17 protein-coding genes, 1 tRNA gene and 2 pseudogenes are annotated in these 21546 nt (G+C 63.0%); 8 read left to right on the forward strand and 12 right to left on the reverse strand.

Features of this window, described 5'->3' with window-relative positions; genetic code table 11:
- Positions 1-73: 73 nt before the first annotated feature.
- Positions 74-367 carry a DUF4148 domain-containing protein gene (locus WJ16_RS22510; protein ID WP_069259293.1) on the reverse strand — a complete coding sequence of 98 codons (294 nt, stop codon included), beginning with the start codon at positions 365-367 and terminating at the stop codon, positions 74-76.
- A 230-nt stretch (positions 368-597) separates the two neighbouring features.
- Here WJ16_RS22510 and WJ16_RS22515 point away from each other — a divergent pair, with 230 nt between their 5' ends.
- On the forward strand, positions 598-903 hold the full coding sequence (locus WJ16_RS22515; protein WP_236858373.1) for a hypothetical protein: 306 nt from the start codon (positions 598-600) through the stop codon (positions 901-903).
- 305 nt (positions 904-1208) lie between these two features.
- Here the strand turns inward: WJ16_RS22515 and WJ16_RS22520 are convergent, their stop codons facing one another.
- A complete protein-coding gene (locus WJ16_RS22520) occupies positions 1209-2369 on the reverse strand; it encodes a porin (RefSeq protein ID WP_069259295.1) in 1161 nt (386 codons plus the stop codon).
- Between the two features lie 326 nt (positions 2370-2695).
- Between WJ16_RS22520 and WJ16_RS22525 the strand changes: the two genes are divergently transcribed.
- Both WJ16_RS22525 and WJ16_RS22530 read left to right on the forward strand, forming a co-directional pair.
- Positions 2696-2971 carry a DUF4148 domain-containing protein gene (locus WJ16_RS22525; protein ID WP_069259296.1) on the forward strand — a complete coding sequence of 92 codons (276 nt, stop codon included), beginning with the start codon at positions 2696-2698 and terminating at the stop codon, positions 2969-2971.
- A 106-nt stretch (positions 2972-3077) separates the two neighbouring features.
- Entirely contained in the window at positions 3078-3539 is a 462-nt protein-coding gene (locus tag WJ16_RS22530) for a hypothetical protein (protein WP_226239882.1), read from the forward strand.
- Positions 3540-3561: 22 nt separating this feature from the next.
- Here the strand turns inward: WJ16_RS22530 and WJ16_RS22535 are convergent, their stop codons facing one another.
- Both WJ16_RS22535 and WJ16_RS22540 read right to left on the reverse strand, forming a co-directional pair.
- Complete coding sequence (locus tag WJ16_RS22535; protein ID WP_069259298.1) at positions 3562-4287, reverse strand: ZIP family metal transporter; 726 nt, start codon at positions 4285-4287, stop codon at positions 3562-3564.
- Positions 4288-4469: 182 nt separating this feature from the next.
- Entirely contained in the window at positions 4470-5765 is a 1296-nt protein-coding gene (locus WJ16_RS22540) for an O-acetylhomoserine aminocarboxypropyltransferase/cysteine synthase family protein (RefSeq protein ID WP_069259299.1), read from the reverse strand.
- Positions 5766-5898: 133 nt separating this feature from the next.
- On the opposite strand from WJ16_RS22540, the gene WJ16_RS22545 reads away from it, so the two are divergent.
- Complete coding sequence (locus tag WJ16_RS22545) at positions 5899-6567, forward strand: O-methyltransferase (protein ID WP_069259300.1); 669 nt, start codon at positions 5899-5901, stop codon at positions 6565-6567.
- A 9-nt stretch (positions 6568-6576) separates the two neighbouring features.
- On the opposite strand, the gene WJ16_RS22550 is transcribed toward WJ16_RS22545, so the two are convergent.
- Entirely contained in the window at positions 6577-7728 is a 1152-nt protein-coding gene (locus WJ16_RS22550; protein ID WP_069259301.1) for a DUF1176 domain-containing protein, read from the reverse strand.
- A 319-nt stretch (positions 7729-8047) separates the two neighbouring features.
- Positions 8048-8609, reverse strand: a pseudogene (locus WJ16_RS34355) (RtcB family protein); the annotation flags it as partial.
- A gap of 713 nt (positions 8610-9322) precedes the next feature.
- Between WJ16_RS34355 and WJ16_RS33645 the strand changes: the two are divergent.
- Complete coding sequence (locus WJ16_RS33645) at positions 9323-10192, forward strand: Hachiman antiphage defense system protein HamA (RefSeq protein ID WP_167375395.1); 870 nt, start codon at positions 9323-9325, stop codon at positions 10190-10192.
- Entirely contained in the window at positions 10192-13215 is a 3024-nt protein-coding gene (locus WJ16_RS33650) for a DEAD/DEAH box helicase (RefSeq protein ID WP_084636106.1), read from the forward strand. The genes WJ16_RS33645 and WJ16_RS33650 overlap by 1 nt, the downstream gene beginning before the upstream one ends.
- A gap of 564 nt (positions 13216-13779) precedes the next feature.
- Here WJ16_RS33650 and WJ16_RS33655 read toward each other — a convergent pair.
- The 4 genes and pseudogenes from WJ16_RS33655 to WJ16_RS22575 form a co-directional block, all read right to left on the reverse strand.
- Positions 13780-13929: pseudogene (locus WJ16_RS33655) on the reverse strand (DNA polymerase beta superfamily protein); the annotation flags it as partial.
- 55 nt (positions 13930-13984) lie between these two features.
- Complete coding sequence (locus WJ16_RS22565) at positions 13985-15208, reverse strand: RtcB family protein (RefSeq protein WP_069261087.1); 1224 nt, start codon at positions 15206-15208, stop codon at positions 13985-13987.
- A gap of 59 nt (positions 15209-15267) precedes the next feature.
- Positions 15268-16410, reverse strand: coding sequence for a slipin family protein (locus WJ16_RS22570; RefSeq protein ID WP_069261086.1), 1143 nt, complete (start codon positions 16408-16410; stop codon positions 15268-15270).
- 258 nt (positions 16411-16668) lie between these two features.
- Positions 16669-16741 (reverse strand) — tRNA-Cys (locus WJ16_RS22575).
- A 335-nt stretch (positions 16742-17076) separates the two neighbouring features.
- Between WJ16_RS22575 and rtcR the strand changes: the two genes are divergently transcribed.
- A complete protein-coding gene (rtcR, locus tag WJ16_RS22580) occupies positions 17077-18693 on the forward strand; it encodes an RNA repair transcriptional activator RtcR (protein WP_069259304.1) in 1617 nt (538 codons plus the stop codon).
- Positions 18694-18749: 56 nt separating this feature from the next.
- Here the strand turns inward: rtcR and WJ16_RS22585 are convergent, their stop codons facing one another.
- On the reverse strand, positions 18750-19334 hold the full coding sequence (locus WJ16_RS22585) for a nuclear transport factor 2 family protein (protein WP_069259305.1): 585 nt from the start codon (positions 19332-19334) through the stop codon (positions 18750-18752).
- Between the two features lie 128 nt (positions 19335-19462).
- On the opposite strand from WJ16_RS22585, the gene WJ16_RS22590 reads away from it, so the two are divergent.
- Complete coding sequence (locus tag WJ16_RS22590) at positions 19463-20005, forward strand: MarR family winged helix-turn-helix transcriptional regulator (RefSeq protein WP_069261088.1); 543 nt, start codon at positions 19463-19465, stop codon at positions 20003-20005.
- A 59-nt stretch (positions 20006-20064) separates the two neighbouring features.
- Here WJ16_RS22590 and WJ16_RS22595 read toward each other — a convergent pair whose 3' ends face one another.
- A complete protein-coding gene (locus WJ16_RS22595; RefSeq protein WP_069259306.1) occupies positions 20065-21276 on the reverse strand; it encodes an IscS subfamily cysteine desulfurase in 1212 nt (403 codons plus the stop codon).
- Positions 21277-21546 lie beyond the last annotated feature (270 nt).

The raw sequence follows: 21546 nt of genomic DNA on the forward strand, positions 1-21546 counted from the left end.
GGGCGGGGCCGCCCGCGCGGTTGCCCTGAGGCGGCCGCGCGCGGCGTGCTGCCCGTGGGGGCGTGGCCGAGCGTCATTGCTGCGCGGTCAGCTTGTCGTGGTTGTCGGTCTGCGGCTTCTTCTCGCCGCCATGCACGGAGATCCCGTGCAGCTCCTTGTTGCGCGCGACCAGCTCGCCGCTCGGCGGGTACTGCGTCTTGCTCATCGGCACGACGCCGTCGTGCTGCGCCTGCTTCAGCTCGTTGGCGACCTGCGCGCGGGTCTTGCCCTGCGTTTGCGTCTGTGTCTGCGCGAAGGCGGCTTGTGTGGTCGCGCCGAACGACAGCGTGGCGGTGACGATCAGTGCTGCGAATTTTGCGGTTTTCATCGAGTGCTCTCCGTGATCGGGGCCGCCGGGTGGCGAACCGTGGACCCAGTATGCGAAAACAGCCCTGCGTGATCGTGATCGCGAGATGAAAAATGCGTCAGATTGCGTGACCTGGCGATGCGCCGTTCGGACGCGACTGATCTGACGCGATCGTCATGTTCGCGTCACGGGGGCGATGTGCGCGAAGCGGAACATGAAGCCTGCCGATGGCCATGTGGCCTACGGCGTTCATGTCGTTCGCTGAAGCAGTCTCGAAAGCGGGCGGCCTTGTTCCGATTTTCACACCGGACCGAAAAGTGCATCGTCCCGTCCTTCGTTTAGCCTTGATCGCAGTCCTGATAGTCCCGTTGCTGGCTGGCTGCGCATCGACACGTTCCGGAACCGCCACAACCGCGTCCGCCGCCGGGCGCAAGCCGCCGCCGGCCGATCTCATGCCCGGCGAGCAGATCGACTATGCCGGGCATCGCTGCGGCAATCCGAACCTGTATGTGAAAACGCATACGTGCCTGTTTCCGCAGCGAAACGGTACGCGTTGAGCGCGACTGCTTGGTCTTCAGTGGTCGCGCGTGTGGCGGCAGTCGTTCGGACTCTGTCGGATCGTGCGGTTCAACGGAGCGTTCCCGCCCGGACCATCATCCGGTCCGTCGCGCCATGGCAAAAAAAGAGGCCCGGCACTCGACGTGTCCGGGCCTAACGCGTGACGTGCCGTGCGGCAGCGACCCGCTTGCGTGGTCTGGAACGGGCGCTGCCCGTCACGTATCCGATCGTAGCGATGCGAAGCTTCGCGAACCTGACCGGAACATGAAAACTTCGTCATGCGGCGCGCATCTTCCCGCCGCGCTCAGAACCGGTGGCGCAACCCGAGATTGACGATGCCCTGCGTGCGCGTTCCGCCGTAGCCGTAGGAGCCGATCGACGCCTGCGCCGTCTGCGTACCGCCGTCGAACGTGCGCTGTTCGCCGTTCGCCCGTTGCCACGCACCGACCGCATAGAGATCGGTGCGCTTGGACAGCACATAGTCGGCGCCGGCCGATACCTGATGATAGGTCGCGCCCGTGTCGCCGCGGGCGCGGGTGTAGCTGTAGCCGACGCCGACGAGCAGCGCGGGCGTCGCCTGATAGTTGAAGAAGCCGCGTGCGGTGTCGTACTTCTGCGTGCTGCGAAACGTGGACATCGCATCGGCCTTGTACAGCGCGTTGCTGTAGTCGATGCCGACCGCGAATGGCGCGAAGCTGTAGCGCAGCGCGCCGCGCGCGATGCCGATCGATTTCGCGGAGACATAGCCGCCATTGACGAGCGACCCGTCGAACGTGCCGTCGGAGGTGCCGTTCCAGCCGGTCCGGATGCCGTCGGCGAGCGATGCGCGATTGGCCGCGTAGTAGTAGCCGCCCGCCGCGTCGACCGGGCCGTTGCTGTACGACAGGCCGGCCGACCAGGTCTGCCCGGCGCCACGCTTGCCGGCCACGCCGCCGAGCGCATACATGCCGACGAACTGGAATCCGCTCATCACGGGCGATGTGTATTTGACCGCGTTGTCGGTGCGCGACGACGTGTCGTAGTTGTCGACGTCGCCGGGTGTCGCGTAGACGCTGCCGAAGTAGAAGTCGCCGGTGACCGGCCACGCGACATCCGCGAGCGCGTCGTACTGGCGGCCGAGCGTCAGCGTGCCCCAGCGCGCGCTGTCGAGGCCGACGAATGCCTGCCGGCCGAACATCCGGTTGCCTTGCCCGAGCGCGCCGGTGTTCGGATTGAAGCCGTTTTCCAGCGTGAAGATCGCCTTCAGGCCGCCGCCGAGGTCTTCCGAGCCCTTCACTCCGAAGCGGTTGCCGAGCAGATTGCCGTTGCCGAGGCCGACGAGGTGCTTGCCGTCCGCGTTGGCGTTCCATACGTAGGTCAGCGACGTATCGAACAGGCCGTATAACGTGACTTCCGACGCATGCGCCGCATGTGCGGTCGCGAGCAGCGCGCCAGACATCATGGCGAGCCGAATTGGCGTTTTCATGGAGTGCCCCCTGGTATTCAAGATGATCGTTGCGAGCTTGGGTCGATTCCACGCGACGCTGTGCGTCGTGCCGCCGAATGCGGAATATCCCCATCGCGTTGCCGATTCTGGGAAGCGTTCGGATCGTGACGGTGACGGACAAATGAGAAAAATGTCATCGCGGCGTCATGCGCGTCGAAGCATGCGACGCATTTGATTCGCACTGCGATGCAGAAGATGCCGGATCGGTGACGAAACCGTCATGCGGCGATCACGATTGCGCACCGCTACCGGATCAAAGTGAAGGCTCCCCTCCCGTCAGGGCTTTTCAGCAAGGAGCGAACAACATGAACCTTCACCGACCGATGATCGTCATTGCCGCTGCCGCACTGTCGATGGCGGCCTTTTCGCAGGCGGTGGCCGCGCAGCAGAAGACGCGTCAGGAAGTCCGGCAGGAGCTGGTACGGGCGCGCCACGACGGCGTGATCCCGAGCCCGAATCACGACTATCCGGCGAGCCCGGCCACGGTCGCGCGCAACCAGGAAATCCATCGCGCGACGGTGCATCGCGGCGAGGCGGCACCGCGGCTCGACGCGCACGACAAGCGCTTCGCGGCGCGTTGATCGTTCATTTGCGGCTGGCGACACAGTGCCCGCCTGCCGTCTCCCATTCGAACAGGAGCGTGACATGCGCAATTGCGCGAAAGGAATCGTACTGGCGGCGTGCCTGATGTCGACGGCCGCCATGGCGGCCGGCTGGCCGGAACGGGCGTTGTCGCACGCGTCGGCGCACGACGTCGGCCGGCGCGCGAACGAGCGGATGCGTTGCGAGTATGCAGCCGTCCCGGCAGGCGAGTGGAGCGCGACGTTCGCGCAAGGGCAATGCGAGGTCGACAACGGCCGGCTGACGTTCGTGCCGGCCGACGCGGGCGGCGAATCGACCGTCGCGGCAACGCAGGTCCTGCTCGGCGACGTCCGCACCGCATCGCATCAGTCGCGCAAGCTGAAGGAGCAGGTGCAACTGACGACGCGTGACGAAGTGATCGCGCTGAACGTGCTGACCGACGACGGCAGCCGCAAGTCGCGCGAACATGCGATCGACCTGTGGGCCGCGCTGCGCAACGCAGGCGTGACGCCCGTCAACGGCACCCGCATCGTCGATACGTATCCGGCGGGCGCGACCACGTGGTAGCCGGTGCGCGGCCGCGTCGCGCTTATCCGGCCTTCACCGATCCTTCGATCAGGAAGAACACGATGAAGCCGATGAAGAACGCGGCCGTTGCGAACGGCGTCTCCGGCACTTCGTGCGCTTCGACCAGCAGTTCCTCGGTGACGAGGTACAACAGCGCGACGGTGCCCAACCCGAGCAGGGCCGCGTAGATAGGGGCCGGAAGCCCGGCGAACGCCGCGTTGCCGGCGACGGCCGCGAGGCTCAGCAGCGCCGCGAGCCCGACCGGCACGGCGATCGACGGCAGACGGCCGATGCCGGCGGCCGCGAGCGCCGCACTGACCGACAGCGCGAGAAACAGCACTTCGAGCGTCAGTGCGACGGTCAGGATGATGCCGCTTTCGTCGCTCGCGGAGAACGCGATGCCGAGCACGAGGCCGTCGATGACGAGATCGATCGCGGTGACGATGACGAGGCTCACGGGCAGCCGCGCTGCCTCGAAGCGCGTCTCGATCGCGCCGGACAGCGCACGGATCGCGAGCATCAGCGCGAGGCCAAGCACGAAACCGACGACGACCGGAAACAGCGCGTGCGCGCGGTCCTGCGGCAGCAGTTCGAGCGCCGCGGCCGCGAACACGATGCCGCCGGTGAAATGCTGGATGACGCTGGACGTTTTCGGGCCGGGCGCGCGCCAGGCGGCGGCGACGGCGCCGAAACAGGCGGCCAGCAACGGCGGTAACGTGAGCAGCGCAAGCTTCGCGGTCGGTGTCATGGAACTTCTCGAACGGTTGGCGTACCGCGGCGGGCTCGGCATCGTGCTGCCCGGTTGCGTGGTACGGATCGTACGCGCCGGGCATCGCCCCGGCATCGACCGCAGATTGAACACCTTGAAGCCGCTTCAAGGTCAACCCGTTCGATGCAGGCCGCACCGGCAAGCCGGCGCGGCCGGGCCGGTCAAAGCTGCGCGAGCGCCTGGTCGAGATCGGCGAGCAGGTCGTCGACATGCTCGATGCCGATCGACAGCCGCACCGTTTCTTCCTTCACGCCGGCCTTCGCGAGTTCGGCCGGCGACAGTTGCCGGTGCGTGGTCGATGCCGGATGGGTCGCGAGCGACTTCGTGTCGCCGATGTTGACGAGCCGCGTGAACAGCTTCAGCGCGTCCTGGAACTTCGCGCCGCCGTCGCGGCCGCCCTTCACGCCGAACGTCAGGATGCCCGGCGCGCGGCCCGACAGGTAGCGTGCGACGAGCGGATGGTCGGGATGATCGGGCAGGCCCGCATAGTTCACCCATTCGACGTGCTCGTGGCGCGCGAGATGCTGCGCGATCTTCAGCGCATTGTCGCTGATTCGCTCGACACGCAGCGCCAGCGTTTCGATACCCTGAAGAATCTGGAACGCATTGAACGGCGAGATGGCCGCGCCCATGTTGCGCAGCGGCACCACGCGCGCGCGGCCGATATAGGCGGCCGGCCCGAACGCTTGCGTATAGACGACGCCGTGATAGCTGACGTCCGGCTCGTTCAGCCGCTTGAAGCGGTCCGCATGCTCGGCCCACGGGAACTTGCCGGAATCGACGATCGCGCCGCCCAGGCTCGTGCCGTGGCCGCCGAGATACTTCGTCAGCGAGTGCACGACGATGTCCGCGCCATGCTCGAACGGACGCAGCAGGTACGGCGACGGCACCGTGTTGTCGACGATCAGCGGAATCCCGTGCCGATGCGCGACTTCCGCGAGCGCGGCGATGTCGGTGACGTTGCCGAGCGGGTTGCCGACCGATTCCGCGAAGATCGCCTTCGTGCGCGCGTCGATCAGCGGTGCGAACGACGCGGGATCGCGCGGATCGGCGAAGCGCGTGGTGATCCCGTATTGCGGCAGCGTATGCGCGAACAGGTTGTAGGTGCCGCCGTACAGCGAACTCGCGGACACGATGTTGTCGCCGGCTTCCGCGATCGTCTGGATCGCGTACGTGACGGCCGATTGCCCCGATGCAAGCGCGAGCGCGCCGATGCCGCCCTCAAGCGCGGCGATCCGCTGCTCGAGCACGTCCGTCGTCGGGTTCATGATCCGCGTGTAGATGTTGCCCTGGACCTTCAGGTCGAACAGGTCGGCGCCGTGCTGCGTGTCGTCGAATGCGTACGCAACGGTCTGGTAGATCGGCACGGCGACCGCGCGCGTGGTCGGGTCGGGACGATATCCGCCGTGCACGGCGATGGTTTCGAGGCGCCAGTTCGATGCGGCCTGCTCGGTCATGGGTGCTCCATCTGTTGTTGTGGTGGTCGGGCGATTATAGGAGCACGTCCGCGGCTGCCCTTAGAACGAATGGTGGGTTGCTTATGGCGGCGCGACGCATAAAATGCCTGTTCCACAAACGAGGGGGCGCGCGATGAATCAGGATCGATGGAACCAGGTGGATGCGTATTTGTCGGCGACGCTCGTGCCGTCCGACGATGCGCTCGACGCCGCGCTGGCGGCGAGCGACGCGGCCGGGCTGCCCGCGATCAACGTCGCGCCGAACCAGGGCAAGCTGCTGCAACTGCTCGCGACGATTCGCGGCGCGCGGCGCATCCTCGAAGTCGGCACACTCGGCGGCTACAGCACGATCTGGCTCGCGCGCGCGTTGCCGCCGGGCGGCACGCTCGTGACGCTCGAACTGAACCCCGAGCATGCGAAGGTCGCGACGCGGAACATCGCGCGTGCGGGATTCGCGCAGGCCGTGACGGTAATGGTCGGCCGCGCGAAGGACAGCCTCGCACGGCTCATCGACGCAGGCGAGGCGCCGTTCGATTTCATCTTCATCGATGCGGACAAGGACAACAACCCGGCCTATCTCGACGCGGCGCTGAAGCTGTCGCGGCCCGGCACGGTGATCGTCGTCGACAACGTGGTGCGCGGCGGGCGCGTGGCCGATCCGGACAATCGCGAGCCCGACGTGGTCGGCGTGCGCGACGGGTTCGCGCGTCTCGCGGCCGCCCCGAATCTCACGACGACCGCCGTGCAGACGGTCGGCCAGAAGGGCTGGGACGGGTTCTCGATCTCGATCGTCGGCGCGTAACGTGACGCGTCAGCGCGCGGTGCCTGCCGCGTCGGCCCGTCGATACAGGCGTGGCCACTGATCGTCGAAGAGGCCGTTGCAGGTGCCGTGCGTGGCGATGTCGTCGAGCATGAAGCGCCGGCCGTCGAAGATCCACGACGCGCTCGAGCCGCAGTCGCCGGCACTGCGCAGCCGGACCTTGCTCGACAGCGTCGCGCGGGTGCGGTCGTAGCCGGCGTCGGTCAGTTCGTTCGCGAACGACGCCGAATCGAGCCCCGCGTTCGCGTTTTCGCCGAAGTTCATCGCCGTCGGCGCATAGGGCGCGGTTCGCCGCACGCGGTACCACAGGTCGGTGTGGTTATACATGCTGCTGGTCTGGCACGGTATCGCGACGAGCGCTTCGTCGGCGGAGATCGCCACCGCGCGCGACGCCTTCCTGCGATCGCTTGCCGGCATTTCATCTTCGACATCGGCCGCGCATTGCTTCACGTCGTCGCCGAATTTCGCGAGCACCGCGTCGACGAGCGGGCGCTGCTCGGCGGCCGCGAGGGTCGCGGTGGTCGGTGCCGGGGTGACGGCGGGCGGCAATGCGGGCGCGGCCGGCACCGACGACGCGGGCCGGCTGCCGGGGCGCAGCAGCGCCGTGACGGTGCCGACCCGGCCCTGCGTGTCGTCGATCAGCAGCAGCGCAGCATTCAATCCCGTCAACGGCGTGCGGGCCGTTTGTGCCGACGCCGGATCGCCGAAGCTCAGCAGTTGCGCATCGCGCGCTGCCGCGAGCCATGCGGCAACCGTCGCCGGATCGTGGGTCCTGATCCGGAACGGGTGCGCTTCGTCATCGTCCGGTTTGCCGCCGAACGCATGCCATTGGGGCGCCATTGCGTCGAACGGGCGGCCATCCACGCGAGCGGTGCGCAAGTCCAGCGGCGCCGACGCGTAGATGTCGAGCGATGCCGGTGCGTCCGGGCCGGCGTCGCGCGTCACGCGCAGGATGACGCGGGTGCCTGCGTCGTCGATGTCGTCGGCGTGGCTTTCGGCGATGCAGCGGTTGCCGTTGTCGCAGACGACCGACCAGTTCTTGAAATCGCGCTCGACCGGCGGTCGCGCGAGCGGACGGGCCTGGGCAACGATCGGGGACACGGCGAGGAGGGCGACGACGGCGAGCGTAAGGCGGTGCGACATGACGGTTCGTATCGACTATGGATGGGCGGGCGGAAGCGGTCCGATTGCAGGCGCATCGTCAGCCGGCGGCGCGCGTTGCCGAGTGACGCCAAGTATACCGCCGCAAAGGGGGCTGAGTTCGGCGCGACGACGCGTAGTGTGCGGGTACGCACTTTGCTCACCGGTCGAGGTCGGGTGTGTGCAGATGCGGAAACGGCGCGATGTCCGCAGGCATCGCGCCGTTCGTCTTTCACCGATCGTCGATCACGTCGCGCAGGAGTTCGTCGAGCATTGTCTCGATGAGTGCGCGGTCGCCAATCCTCCGGCCGGGCGTCGCGCTATCCCTCACGCACGTCACCTGGCGCAGCGCGTGCACCACTTCCACGAGGCTGCGCTGGGCCGCCATCACCCCGTCGATATCCTTGTAGGCCATCGGAATCTCGTCGACGACACCGGCGTCCTTCCGGTATTCGACGCCTTGCGTCGCCTTCGCCTGGTCGTCGGCCGTGAAGCGGCGCTTCGCTTCGGTGCGGCTCATCGTCCGGCCCGCGCCGTGGCTGCACGAGCAGAAGCTTTCCGGATTGCCGAGCCCACGCACGATGAAGCTATTCGCGCCCATCGGACCCGGAATGATAGTGGTTCGTCTTGTCCAGTATCGAATACTTGTCGACTAGCCGTTGGAAATTCGGCATCAGCGATTTCCACGACTCGGTCACCGCAGCCGGCATGCAGTCGCCCCACGTGCCCAGATCGCGACGGCCCGGCGCGCGGCAGTACTGCAGTGAGTGTTCTATCACGCTGCGCAGCTCGGTGAGCGAGTCGGGCAGATCGGACGCCGTCGGAGTCGTGCGCGCGGCCATTATCCCGCAGCCGGTCTTACTATGGACGCCAATCGTGACTGGTGCTGCGAATGCTCAGTCCTTTCTGGATGCTGTCGACGAGTTCACGTCAGTTTTTGAAGAACATCGGCTGATGGAGCCTAGCGAATTTCTCAATGCTAGTTATACAGTTTTAGAAGCAAAGGTCGCTTGCCTGCGGCTCGACAAAGTAGATTGCGCGAATGACCCTTTAGCACTGGACAACGCGCCAGATGTCAACGTCGGGAACTGAAGCCGCGCAACGTATCTCAAGGAATGGCCGAAATGAAAATCGTTGGGAGAGCAAGGCCGGCCTAAGGTGTACGGTAACACCTGTGTGAGTTCCGCGAGATACTTATCCACTGCACTATCTCTTGCATCCGCGTGCCTCGCCCTGCCAAAACATTGATTAAGTTGCTTGCTTCTCAAGTCAAAATTGACGGAAAAACCGCCATCCTCGTTCAGGCGAGGCAGTTTTACATTGGATCTAACAGATAGCTGTGGAGTCGCTTGCTAAGATTGACGACATCGACTCCGTGCGCCACGTCGAGTATGGTCTAATATTGTTGTTGCGGGATCAACTATGCCATTTTTCGACCAAGCCGGCTGCCTGAAATCCGGGCTTCTCGTGGTACAAACGTGATTTCTTTTCGTGCGCTGGTGGTCGGGGTTCTTGCATGGGGCAACAAGTAGTATGTAGCAAGGGTGGTGCAAGAGCATGAGAGATGAGGCCGACGGGTAGCTGCGGATGGCCCACGATGAAAAGAAGCAGATGCTGTTCATTAGAAAATGCGGGGGTAATTTTGTCAAAGTTTAAGAGTTTTATCGCGCAAGAATTGATTCTTGCAGCAACGGCGACCGGCGTCACCGCAATTCGGGACGGATACCGAGCTGTTCTCAATGATAATTACAAAAACTACTCGTTGGGTAAATATCTGACTGGGCAGATTACAAAGCACTATCGAACGCTTGACGGAATCGCCTCGGATTTTTCATCCGGCGATTCCCATCTGGAAGCATTGCTGGGAATGATAGCCCCCATTCCGACGGTTGCTTCGTTTCAAAATAGTCATTGCGGAGAAATTGCGGCGGCGCAATTCGTCGAAGAGATGCTCGGTTATAGGCGACTTTATTCCAAGCTCACGATGACAACGTCGGAAAATACGAACGCACATAAGATGGATGGTCTTTTCGTGAAGACAAGTTGTGTGCCGTATGAATATCTGTTCGTCGAAGCAAAAAGCAGCATTCTGCCAACTGAGTCCACGAAGACCAAGACGCATAGGTCGGGAATACTTACGCAAATGCTAAAGTCGCTTCACGAATACGATGACGAAGATCCACGATTTGAGTTTGCGAGAATTCGAGATAATTTGGAGTCGTCGTTCAAGGACGATGAAGCTAAGATTATAAAAAGTGATTTGACGCCTCCTGGGCCCGATAATTTGAAATTTATTGGTGTTTCCGTAACGAATGCGTGCACGGTGAACACGGAGGATGATGATTTCATTTTGTCGAGGAAATGCAATATCGACTTTAATTACTATGCGCTTGTGGTTACGGATTTGGCAGGGTTGGCTAAAGATGCATACGGTCGCTGGTTTAAAATTAAAGAGGCGGCGGCATAATGTTTACTATCGAACAACTTTCCTCGTGTCTGTCGCAGTCCTGGTTCTCTGAGGGCTATTATTCCCTTGAACGGAACCTCTTTCTGGCACGCTTGGGACAGCCCGGTGAACCCATCGACCGAACTGTTAGGAAGCAATTGAAACGGTTCTCGCAGGCCGTAATTTCCAGCGCTTCCGATTGGGAGAATCCTCGCGAGAGCGGTGCACGTTTGCTTTGTCAATATGCGGCAGACATCGAAGCAAGTTTGTCGATGGAGAGTGAGGCGGGCGTGCTGCAGCCTCACTTATCCCAACTGAAAGCAATCTTCTTATATGAACTCGCTGGCCTACCAGGCGCAAGCTCTTCCCATGCTACCCGGAACGGCTTTGATCGAGGCTTTCGCGCCTTCTTCACTCGCGAGAGTAACTCGCTCTGGCGGAATGTGGCTGGGAATTTGGGGGCGGTTCCAACCGAAATCGATGAGTCGCCTGACTATACGGAGCAAGCGGCTTCAATTTTGGTCGAACAGAGTCTCAGCGAAATCCTGACGAATGCTGGCCGTAGGATTCAGGATACTGGGGAGAGCGGGACTGGGACGGATGACTTGGAGTTGCTGGGCAATCTCGCCGGTGAATTTGCCTTAGGAGTGACTGGCGACGATGTTCTGGCGCTGAAAAAATTACTCGCATTACGCGCGACGAATAGCTCACTATCAGTAATCCCAAAGATTAGCTCGCTCTCCGTGGAGGACCTTCGTGCGATTTCTGCGCCGGTAGAGCTTTGGCCTGCGCAGGCAGTTGCGTTGAAGGAGGGGTTGCTTGACGCGGAGATGCGAAGTTTTGGATTCGCCGCGCCAACTGGCACTGGCAAGACTGCACTCGCACGCATTCTCATTGCCAACGCGTTACGAGCCAACCCGGGCAGCAAAATTTTTTATATTTGTCCTAGTCGAGCGCTAGTGCGTGAAGTCTGGTCGGATCTCTCAGTTTCGTTGAGCGGAATTGGGGCGAGTGTGTTCGAGGCGGGAGGGAATTTAACTGCTCACGAAAATCTTAGTCCTACGGAGGGCTCCCCGGATGTCGTTGTCTTTACTCCAGAGCGCGCAGATTTGCTACTTCGCGTCGATCCAGAATTCTTGGGGCAAACGTGTTTGGTGATTGTGGATGAAGCCCACCATATCGAGCAAGGTAGCCGTGGCATATTGCTTGAGTTCTACTTGTGGCGTTTGCGGCGGATGATTCCCGCTTCAGCAAGAATTATCCAGTTGTCAGCTGTCGCGCCAAACATTTCACAGCTGACGTCGTGGCTTTCGTCCAAACAAGATGCGCGTGCGGTCATGGTCGACTCACGAACCAGCAGGCTACGTGTTGGACTTCTGAATCGAACAGAAAGGGGGGCGGCTCAACTTCAGTTCCGTCAAGGGAGACCTTATACGGTGCTTTCTGAAGGGGCGCTTCCTAGAGATGCAATCGAGGGTCTTGCGACGCTGGCTAATAGTATGGCTAAGAACAGCATCGTTCTCGTTCTTTGCATGAGTCCGGGCTCTGCCGAGCGTGTTGCGAGAGCTGTTGCAGGTATGCGCGACGAGGAGCAAGACGTCAGCGACGACATCTCGGAGCGGCTCGACGCATGGGTTGAGCGTGAACTCTATCCGGAGTCTGAACTTCGGACGCACTACAAGAAGCGTGTCCTGTTTCACCATGCCCAAATGCCACCAAGAGTACGCCTCGGTATTGAAGAAGCGATCCGGGCCCGGAAGGTCGACGTCATATGCGCGACGACCACGTTAGCTGAAGGCGTGAACTTTCCGTTTTCGACCGTCATTGTCGAATCACTAATCGGACACGGCTTTCAGCTATCGCCACGTGCACTATGGAATATTGCAGGTCGCGCGGGAAGATTTGGTGTTGATGCTGAAGGGCTTTGCGTCTTATATCGTCCAGAGCTTTGGGCCAAGCGACTAAAGGGAAACACAATAGAGGACTATCTTCAAACCGCGTTGGTAGACATTCCTCCCGTCCAATCCGCGCTCGCGCAAGGAATCTCGAAACTGAACGAACTGGTTCAGGACAAGAAAATTTCACTGGATGATTTGGATGAAATCTCGCTATCCGAAATAAAGATCGACGGAAAGGCAACAGCGGACGCGAAGAATGTTCGTGCGCTGATTAACATCATGCGCGTAGGCTATGCCCATGCAAGCTCGACTGGCATCGTAGACATCGGTGCCGACGGAGCACCGGAGTACGAGAGTCAGCTTCTTGCCTCGCTGCAACTTAACGACTCGGAGCGAGCTTTTGCCGAACACGTGGGAAAGCGACAGCGGAGAGTCGTAAAAAAAGCAACGGACGAGAATCCAGCTCTTATTGAAATCGCGGCGAGAGTAGGTTGGTCTTTGGAAGCGCAAGCGAACATCTATAGATGGCTCCAGACTAGAGATGATTGGCAATTGGAGGGGTTCGGAAATCTTGTCCTTGGCGGGTATGTCATAAACGTTTCGAATGTCAGCTACCTGATTGGACCGGTTGCAAAGCATTTGCTAGCTTTCGATGGCGAAGCGCTCGGTGGCATGTATTCATACCTCGCGGAAAAGTGGATCGCAGGGATGCCCCTTTCAAAGTTCGAAGTACAACGCGGCACGTTTGGAGAGTTGATTGCGAGAATCTACGGCCGAATGCAGTATCTCCTGCCTTGGGGGCTCTTCGGAATGCACGAACTGCTTCAGTACGAAGCTAAGCTTAGGGGGCTGGTGGTTGGAGATGGTGTCAGTGCTCTGTCAGTGCTGGCCGCGGAGGGTGTACCGAACTTTGACGCGTTGACTCTGAGTTTGTCGCTAGGAATCGAGCGTGCCGACGCCACACGGCTATCGCAGGCATACAAACCATTTCGCACGAAAGCTATGCCTATTCAGGACTGGCTTGCTGCACTTCCATGGACCCGCGCGGAAGGAATTGTTCGAGGCCGTGACCAACGCCGTGTCGACCCAATGTTTCGAGTCTTGCATCATCGTTTGGCAAGAGAGCATATGAAGCAGGATTCGTAACAATATGGTCGATCAGAGCGTACAGCGCTCATACAGCGAGTGTTTCGGAAACTGGCTTCGCGGAAGTGTTGGGACGCCGCAGATAACTTCGCGTCAACTACGTGTGAACGAGGTAATTGCTAGTGCATTTGTACTCGCACGCGCGAGTTGGGGTCTCCTAACTATCAACACACGATAGCGTTCGGTACTGTATCAGCGAGATGTTCTGGAGAAGGTAGTCCCGCAGTGGGGCATTGTTGCGTGTCCAGCTCTCAACGAGGACGGTAGCGATGAGGCAATTCGCAATATGACGTTGTCACCGCTGCCGCAATAGACAAGGATATCTTCATTGTGCATTTCGTAGACACGTGGGCCAAGTTGTACGACGAGAATTCCAGCGCGGCGTGGGTCGGGGAAGTCTCGTCAGTCTGACCAAGGGCGTGCCATGGGCGCCTCCTGTTGTTTGTTATAGCGTCTACATGAAGAAGCCCATTTTCAGGACAAACTGATTCGCTATGCCTTGACTTGAGGCTACTCACAAGTAGAGTTTAATCGGCGCAGCAGTTGCAGCCCGTTACGCCGCTTCCAGCCTCGGCTGTCCGATTCGCATGCGAACAGCACGCTCACGTCGTGGCGGCGCTCGACTTCCGCGAGCTCCGCCATCACGCGCACCCGAACGGCGGGGTCGACCGGGTGCGCGCTGCGCACGGTCGTCATTGCGTTGTCGGCTTTCATTGTTGTCGTTTCCCTTTCGTTGTGCGCGGCCGCCGGCCATCGGCCGCGCACCGCGCTATCCTTTCACGCACACCATCTGGCGCAGCGTATGCACGACTTCGACGAGGCTGCGCTGGGCCGCCATCACCGCGTCGATGTCCTTGTAGGCCATCGGGATTTCGTCGACGACGCCCGCGTCCTTCCGGCATTCGACGCCCCGGGTTGCCTTCACCTGGTCGTCAACCGTGAAGCGGCGTTTCGCTTCGGTGCGGCTCATCGTCCGGCCCGCGCCGTGGCTGCACGAGCAGAAGCTTTCCGGATTGCCGAGCCCGCGCACGATGAAGCTCTTCGCGCCCATCGAGCCCGGAATGATCCCGAGCTGCCCCTTCTGCGCGGACACCGCACCCTTGCGCGTCACGAGCACGTCTTCGCCGAAGTGGCGTTCGCGCTGCACGTAGTTGTGGTGGCAGTTCACCGCGTGTTCGTCGACCGAGAACGGCTTGGCGATCACGCCGCGCGCCGCACCGATCACCGCGTCCATCATCGCCTGCCGGTTGCGGCGCGCATAGTCCTGCGCCCAGCCGACCGCCTCCACGTAGTCGTCGAAGTGGCGGCTGCCCTCGGTGAAATACGCGAGGTTGCGATCCGGCAGGTTCGCGATGTGCTGCCGCATGTCGGCCTGCGCGAGCTCGATGAACAGGCTGCCGATCGCATTGCCGACGCCGCGCGAGCCGCTGTGCAGCATGAACCACACGTGGTCCGCTTCGTCGACGCACACTTCGATGAAGTGATTGCCGGTGCCGAGCGTGCCGAGATGCGCGTAGTGATTCGTCTTTTCCAGCTTCGGATACTTGTCGACGATCCGCTGGAAGCCCGGTTGCAGCGACTTCCACGATTCGGTCACGGCGGCGGGCGTGCGATCGCCCCACGCGCCCGGATCGCGGCGGCCCGGCGCGCGGCCGTGCGGCACCGCGCGTTCGATCGCGCTGCGCAGGCCCGCGAGCGAATCCGGCAGGTCGGACGCCGTCAGCGTCGTGCGCGCGGCCATCATCCCGCACCCGATGTCGACGCCGACCGCGGCCGGAATGATCGCGCCCTTCGTCGGGATCACGCTGCCGATCGTCGAGCCCTTGCCGAGGTGGACGTCCGGCATCACCGCGACGTGGCTGAAGATGAACGGCATCTGCGCGGTGTTGCGCAGTTGCGCGCGCGCTTCGTCCTCGACGGCGACGCCTTGCGTCCACATCTTCACCGGCTTGCCGTTGGCCAGTTCCATCACCTGGTAATCCATGTCACTCATGTTCGTCACCTTGCTTCTTCGTTCATGAGGCACGGCGCCCGTGCGCCGTGCCCGATCGTTCATTGCGCGCCCTTGATGCTGACGAGTCCGTTCAGCACCTGGTCGAGACCGCCGAACACCGAGATGCGGTCGATCCGTTCCGCGACGCGCTCGAGCGTTTCCAGCTCCTTGAGTCGCAGCGCGGTCGGGTTTTCTTCCATCACCTTCGCGGTGTTCAACAGCGAACGCGTGGCCGCCGTTTCCTCGCGGCGGCGAATCACGTTCGCCTGCGCGGATTTCTCCGCTTCGACCACCTGTGCGAGGATCGTCTTCATGTCGCCCGGCAGCACGATATCCTTCACGCCGACGCTGCGCACGTCCACGCCCGAATGGCCGAGGCGGGCACGCACCTGCGCGATCACGACGTCGTCGATCGACTGCTTGTCTTCCAGCAGTTCGTCGAGCGAGCGCGTGCCGACCGCCGATCGCAGTGCGAACTGCAGCTCGCGATACAGGTGTTCGACCGGCTTCTGCAACTGGCCGAACGCGTGCAGCACGTCCGCATAGCACCACGTCGCCGACAGGTTGAGCCGCAGCGCGACCTTGTCGCGCGTCAGGATTTCCTGCCCACCGACTTCGATCGCCTGCAAACGCAGGTCGACGAGTTCGACCGCGACGTCGCGATTGAAGCGCCAGAACGCCGCGACGCCCGCGTCCAGCAGCCGCTCGATCTTGCCGTCGATCTTCAGCACGCCGACGTGGTACGCCGGCACCTGCGCCAGCAACACGCCCGTCAGGCCCGCCACGCCGCGCGCACGCAGCGCCGGTTGCGCGATGCGCGTGACGAGTGCGGCCGGCAGCATGCTGTCCTGCGCGAGATCGACGCGTTCGAGACGGTGCGCGGTCAGGCCGCGCCAGTACAGCCGGCGCGTGCCCGGCGCGAGGATCTCGACGAGCACGTCGTCTTCGTAGCGCAGGCCCGCTTCGTCGTCGGCGAGATCCATCGCGACGAAGTGCCGGGCGAGCACGTCCGGTGCGTCGTGGCGCAGGTAGTCGGCCAGTGCCGTGTCCGCGAGCGGCGCGTCGAGACGCGCGGTCTGCACCGACAAGCGCTTGAACGGATCGAAGGCCTTGAACACGCCCGGTTCGAGCACCTTCACGAAATCGCCCTCATTCATCAGCAGGGCGCGTTCGTTCTTTTTCACTACATGTCGCATCCACATATTCTTGTCCTTTTCTTCAACGACTGCCGGGTGACGCACGTCGTGCGGATCGCGGGGCGACGCAACCGGGCGGGCGGCGCGCCGGCCCTGCGCCGAAGTGCGCGGCGACGCATCCTGCATCGCGTCGTCGTGCGCCCTCGCGCGGGCCGTGCGGCCGTCCGGCCGATCGCGCGGAACCGCAACCGGTCCGACGCGCGGCGGGCCTTGCGGCCCGCACCGGCGGGTACTGCTTCTATCAAGAGACTGTCCTTGCGGACAGTGTTCGGGCGGGATTCGAACCCGCTACACACCGGCTTGCGCCGGCTGCTCTACCCGAATGAGCTACCGAACGGTGGGCGCCCCGGGATTCGAACCCGGGCGAAGTTCCAGTACGCGCCCGTTTGCCTTCGTCTGCCCATGGCGGCATGCGCGACCGCGACGAACCAGGTTCGGCGGCGGCGCACCAGCAGGGCTTGTTGAACCCTGGCTCGCGGGCCAGCGGGACATCCGGCGCTTTCTATTTAGCGAGAGGCGTGCCAGCGGGCGGTTTGATGCGCGCAATAAATCTCAACCCTTTGAAATAAAAGGAGAATTATTGTGTGTGGCGGATTGGGGATGGAAATCGGGCGATAACTCGATCCGGAGAAGTCGATACAATCAGATCGTTCATTATCGTGTGGGATAAGCATGCGCAAAACCGTCGCGATCGGTTTTCTCGGTGCCGTGCTCGACCAGGGTGGCGGCTCGCAGCGCCGCTGGCGTAACTGGCGGCCGACGATTTCGTTGTGCGAACAGCGCGACACGCCGATCGACCGGCTCGAACTGCTGCATTCGCCGAGCTACGCCCGCCTCGCGAACCGCGTGAAACAGGATCTCGAGCGCGTATCGCCGCATACCGACGTGCGGCTCATCCCGATGGAGATTCGCGACCCGTGGGATTTCGAGGAGGTCTATGCGACGCTGCACGATTTCGCGCGCCGCTACCCGTTCGATCTCGACCATGAGGACTACCTGATCCACATCACGACCGGCACGCACGTCGCGCAGATCTGCTGGTTCCTGCTGGCGGAAGCGCGCTACCTGCCCGCGCGTCTCGCGCAGACCGCGCCGCCGCAGAAGACCGACGAAGGGCCGAGCGGGCCCGGCACGATGTCGGTGATCGATCTCGACCTGTCGCGCTACAACCGCATCGCGCAGCGCTTCACCCGTGAGCGCGACGAAACCGTGTCGTTCCTGAAGGCCGGCATTGCGACGCGTAGCGCGCGCTTCAACGCGCTGATCGAGCAACTGGAGCGCGTGGCCGTGCGTTCGCGTGCGCCGATGCTGCTGGTCGGGCCGACGGGCGCCGGCAAGTCGTTTCTCGCGAAGCGCGTGTACGAGCTGAAGCGCGGCCGCCATCGGCTCGCGGGGCCCTTCATCGAGATCAACTGCGCGACGCTGCGCGGCGACGCCGCGATGTCGACGCTGTTCGGTCATGTGAAGGGCGCGTTCACGGGCGCGCAGTCTGCGCGGGCCGGGCTGCTGCGCGCGGCAGACGGCGGCCTGCTGTTTCTCGACGAGATCGGCGAACTCGGGTTCGACGAACAGGCGATGCTGCTGAAGGCGATCGAAGAAAAGCGTTTCCTGCCGGTCGGCGCGGACGTCGAGGCAACCAGCGATTTCGAGCTGATCGCGGGCACGCATCGCGACCTGCGGCAGATGGTGGCGGCCGGGACATTCCGCGAGGATCTCTATGCACGGATCAACCTGTGGACGTACGAACTGCCGGGGCTGGCCGAGCGCCGCGAGGACATCGAGCCGAACCTCGAATTCGAACTCGACCGTTTCGGCCGCGAGCAGGGCGAGCAGGTGCGTTTCAACGTCGAGGCGAAGCGGCGCTATCTCGCGTTCGCCGTGTCGCCCCGCGCGGCGTGGCCCGGGAATTTCCGCGAGCTGTCCGCGTCGGTTACGCGGATGGCGACGCTGGCCGATGCCGGGCGGATTACCGAAGCGCTCGCCGAACAGGAAGTCGAACGGCTGACGCGCACATGGTCGCCGCCGGGCGGCGCGGGTGCGTCCGATGCATACGTCGACGTGGTGTTCGGCGCGCGTGCGGCGGAACTCGACCTGTTCGACCGCGCGCAGCTCGAACGCGTGCTCGACGTGTGCCGCGTGTCGGCAAGCTTGTCGGAGGCCGGGCGCACGCTGTTCGCGGTATCGCGGCAGAACAAGAAGCAGCCGAACGATGCGGACCGGCTGCGCAAGTATCTTGCGCGATTCGGGCTGGATTGGGACGGCGTGCGGCAGGCGCTCGTCGGAGCGTGACGCGTACGTCATCGCGGGAGCGACAGGAGCCGTAGAAGCCCGGCCGAAGAAATCGGCTACGCCCCCACCACTGCGTTCCGGAACGGCGCCAGGAATGCCCACTCCGGCTGCGCGGCGGCGACATCCGCGAACCCGCGCGCGAGCGCGTGCGCCGGCAGCCACGGATACCCGAACGCCGCGTGCAGCGCATCGAGCTTCGCCGCCTCCGGATCGTCGACCGTATCCATCCGCGCGATGTGAATATGCAGCGCGGCAATCCGTGCGACGTCGTCGCCGTCAACGTCGAACTGCCAGCGGTACGTGCCATGCCCGATTCGCAACGCGCCGTTGTCCTTCTGCCGCATCACGACGAGCCACGACATCCCGCTGACGCCGTGCGGGTCGACTTCGGGTTCCGTGCAAACGTAATAGGTCCGGCACCGCTCGAACCGCTCGCCGAATTCCTCGACCAGTGTGCGCGCAATCGCGGCCGCGCCCGTCACGCGCGGCGGAAAATCGATATCGTCGTTCGCGAGCGAAAAGCTCAGTTCGGCGTCGGCCGCGAAGCACTCGGCGATCAGCGCGGGCCGGTTCAGGTCCTTCGCGCGCAGATAGCATTCGAGCAGCGCGCGAACCGTCGCGGGATGAAGCGGAAAGGGCATCGACGTACCTCCTGTATCGTGAAACCGGGCCGCAGGCGCCGGCCGGGCCGGGCCAAAGGCGTATGTGCCTTTGCCGTATAATTTCGTTTCAAAGCTAAATCCGCATGACCGTACGGAGCGTCGAAGTCATGGCCAAGCAGCAAGAGGAGTCCGTTCTGACCATTACCAACCCGGCCTGCCTGACCGACGGCACGGACACGCAATTCCGCCACCTGATCAACGGGCTGCTGCCGTTCGCGGCCCGCCTGCTGTCGGTGCGCGACGGCTTCGGCTCGCTGATCGGCCTCACCGGCATCCAGTATTCGCTGCTCGTGTCGGTCTCCCACCTCTCGCACGACGACGTCGTGACCGTCAACCGTCTCGCCGATCACCTGCACCTGAGCGGCGCCTTCGTCACGATCGAGACCGGCAAGCTGAAGAAGCTCGGCCTGATCGACAAACGCTCGGACCCCGACGACAAGCGCAAGATGCGGCTCACGGTCACGCCGGCCGGCACGAAGCTGCTGAAGGCGCTCGCCGACACGCAGCAGCGTATCAACAACGTGCTGTTCGAAGGCGTGACGAAGACCGAATTCAAGGCGCTCTGCTCGGTGATCGACCGCCTCGTCACCAACGGCGACCGCGCGACGCTCGATCTCGCGCACCTGATCGCGCGGCAGGAAAAAGGCTGACGCGCGGGCGGCCGCAGGCTCGCCCGCGATCGCCGGCCGGCCGGACTCGCCGGCCGCATTCAGTGCGCGGCCCACTCGATCGTATTCAGGTCGACCCCGTCGAGATGCATGTCCCACAGCGGGCTCAACGCGCGCAGCCTGCCGACCGTGTCGCGCACCTGCGCGATCACGCTGTCGACTTCGGCTTCGGTCGTGAAGCGGCCGAGCGTGAAGCGGATCGAGCTGTGCGCGAGCTCGTCGCTGCGGCCCAGCGCGCGCAGCACGTACGACGGCTCCAGCGATGCCGACGTGCACGCGGAGCCTGACGACACCGCGACACCCTTGATTCCCATGATCAGCGATTCGCCTTCGACGAAATTGAAGCTGACGTTCAGGTTGTGCGGAATCCGGTGGGTCAAATCGCCATTCACGTAAACCTCGTCGAGCGTCGACAGGCCGGCCAGCAGCCGGTCGCGCAACGCGCCGACACGGCGGCTTTCTTCCGCCATCTCTTCCTTCGCGAGCCGAAACGCTTCGCCCATCCCGACGATCTGGTGTGTCGGCAGCGTGCCCGAGCGCATCCCGCGCTCGTGGCCGCCGCCGTGCATCTGCGCTTCGATCCGCACGCGCGGCTTGCGGCGCACGTACAGCGCACCGATCCCCTTCGGGCCGTAGACCTTGTGTGCAGTCACCGTCAGCAGGTCGACGTTCAGCGCATTCACGTCGACCGGAATCTTGCCGGCCGCCTGCACGGCGTCGCAGTGGAACACGATGCCGCGCGCGCGGCACAGCGCGCCGATGTCGGCCACCGGCTGGATCACGCCCGTTTCATTGTTCGCGAGCATCACCGACACCAGGATCGTGTCGGCGCGCAGCGCCTGCCGCACGGTGTCGAGATCGAGCAGGCCGTCTTCGCGCACGTCGAGATACGTGACGTCGAAGCCCTGGCGTTCGAGTTCGCGACACGTATCGAGCACGGCCTTGTGCTCGGTCTTCACCGTGACGAGATGCCTGCCCTTGCCCTGGTAGAAGTGGGCGGCTCCCTTGATTGCGAGGTTGTTGCCCTCGGTCGCGCCGGAGGTCCACACGATTTCGCGCGGATCGGCGCCGAGCAGCGCGGCGACGTGCGCGCGCGCTTCCTCGACGGCCTGCTCGGCATCCCAGCCGTAGCTGTGGCTGCGTGAAGCCGGATTGCCGAACTGCTCGTGCAGGAACGGCACCATTTTGTCGACCACGCGCGGATCGACGGGCGTCGTCGCGCTGTAGTCCATGTAGATCGGGCGGGATTGCATCGAAGCGGCTCCGGAAAGCGGTATCTCCCGCGGGGCACGCACGCCCCGGGGCATCGGGTAGGCGCAGTGTACGTGGACATTCGCGGGCGCCGCGCAACATCCATCCCGGGAGTAGGGTTGTCTTTCAAACAAAGCTTTCAAGGTCAGGGTTTACGACAGCTTGAACCCGCCTTTGTATTTACATTTAATAAAAGCTAAATAACAAAGCTAAATCACGGTGCTTTGTTGGGCCGGATTCCACTGCGGAATCCGGCGTTGCAACCCAAGGAG

Origin of the sequence: Burkholderia metallica (assembly GCF_001718555.1) — a bacterium.
Classification (GTDB): Bacteria; Pseudomonadota; Gammaproteobacteria; order Burkholderiales; family Burkholderiaceae; genus Burkholderia; species Burkholderia metallica.

Excerpts from the sequence above, each read along its gene's own strand:
- WJ16_RS22595 (WP_069259306.1), bottom strand. The coding sequence starts at position 21,276 with ATGCAATCCCGCCCGATCTACATGGACTACAGCGCGACGACGCCCGTC.
- WJ16_RS22520 (WP_069259295.1), bottom strand. The coding sequence starts at position 2,369 with ATGAAAACGCCAATTCGGCTCGCCATGATGTCTGGCGCGCTGCTCGCG.
- WJ16_RS22550 (WP_069259301.1), bottom strand. The coding sequence starts at position 7,728 with ATGTCGCACCGCCTTACGCTCGCCGTCGTCGCCCTCCTCGCCGTGTCC.
- WJ16_RS22590 (WP_069261088.1), top strand. The coding sequence starts at position 19,463 with ATGGCCAAGCAGCAAGAGGAGTCCGTTCTGACCATTACCAACCCGGCC.
- WJ16_RS22570 (WP_069261086.1), bottom strand. The coding sequence starts at position 16,410 with ATGTGGATGCGACATGTAGTGAAAAAGAACGAACGCGCCCTGCTGATG.
- WJ16_RS22545 (WP_069259300.1), top strand. The coding sequence starts at position 5,899 with ATGAATCAGGATCGATGGAACCAGGTGGATGCGTATTTGTCGGCGACG.
- WJ16_RS22525 (WP_069259296.1), top strand. The coding sequence starts at position 2,696 with ATGAACCTTCACCGACCGATGATCGTCATTGCCGCTGCCGCACTGTCG.
- WJ16_RS33650 (WP_084636106.1), top strand. The coding sequence starts at position 10,192 with ATGTTTACTATCGAACAACTTTCCTCGTGTCTGTCGCAGTCCTGGTTC.
- WJ16_RS22565 (WP_069261087.1), bottom strand. The coding sequence starts at position 15,208 with ATGAGTGACATGGATTACCAGGTGATGGAACTGGCCAACGGCAAGCCG.
- WJ16_RS22585 (WP_069259305.1), bottom strand. The coding sequence starts at position 19,334 with ATGCCCTTTCCGCTTCATCCCGCGACGGTTCGCGCGCTGCTCGAATGC.
- WJ16_RS22510 (WP_069259293.1), bottom strand. The coding sequence starts at position 367 with ATGAAAACCGCAAAATTCGCAGCACTGATCGTCACCGCCACGCTGTCG.
- WJ16_RS22515 (WP_236858373.1), top strand. The coding sequence starts at position 598 with ATGTCGTTCGCTGAAGCAGTCTCGAAAGCGGGCGGCCTTGTTCCGATT.
- WJ16_RS22530 (WP_226239882.1), top strand. The coding sequence starts at position 3,078 with ATGTCGACGGCCGCCATGGCGGCCGGCTGGCCGGAACGGGCGTTGTCG.
- rtcR (WP_069259304.1), top strand. The coding sequence starts at position 17,077 with ATGCGCAAAACCGTCGCGATCGGTTTTCTCGGTGCCGTGCTCGACCAG.
- WJ16_RS33645 (WP_167375395.1), top strand. The coding sequence starts at position 9,323 with ATGAAAAGAAGCAGATGCTGTTCATTAGAAAATGCGGGGGTAATTTTG.
- WJ16_RS22535 (WP_069259298.1), bottom strand. The coding sequence starts at position 4,287 with ATGACACCGACCGCGAAGCTTGCGCTGCTCACGTTACCGCCGTTGCTG.
- WJ16_RS22540 (WP_069259299.1), bottom strand. The coding sequence starts at position 5,765 with ATGACCGAGCAGGCCGCATCGAACTGGCGCCTCGAAACCATCGCCGTG.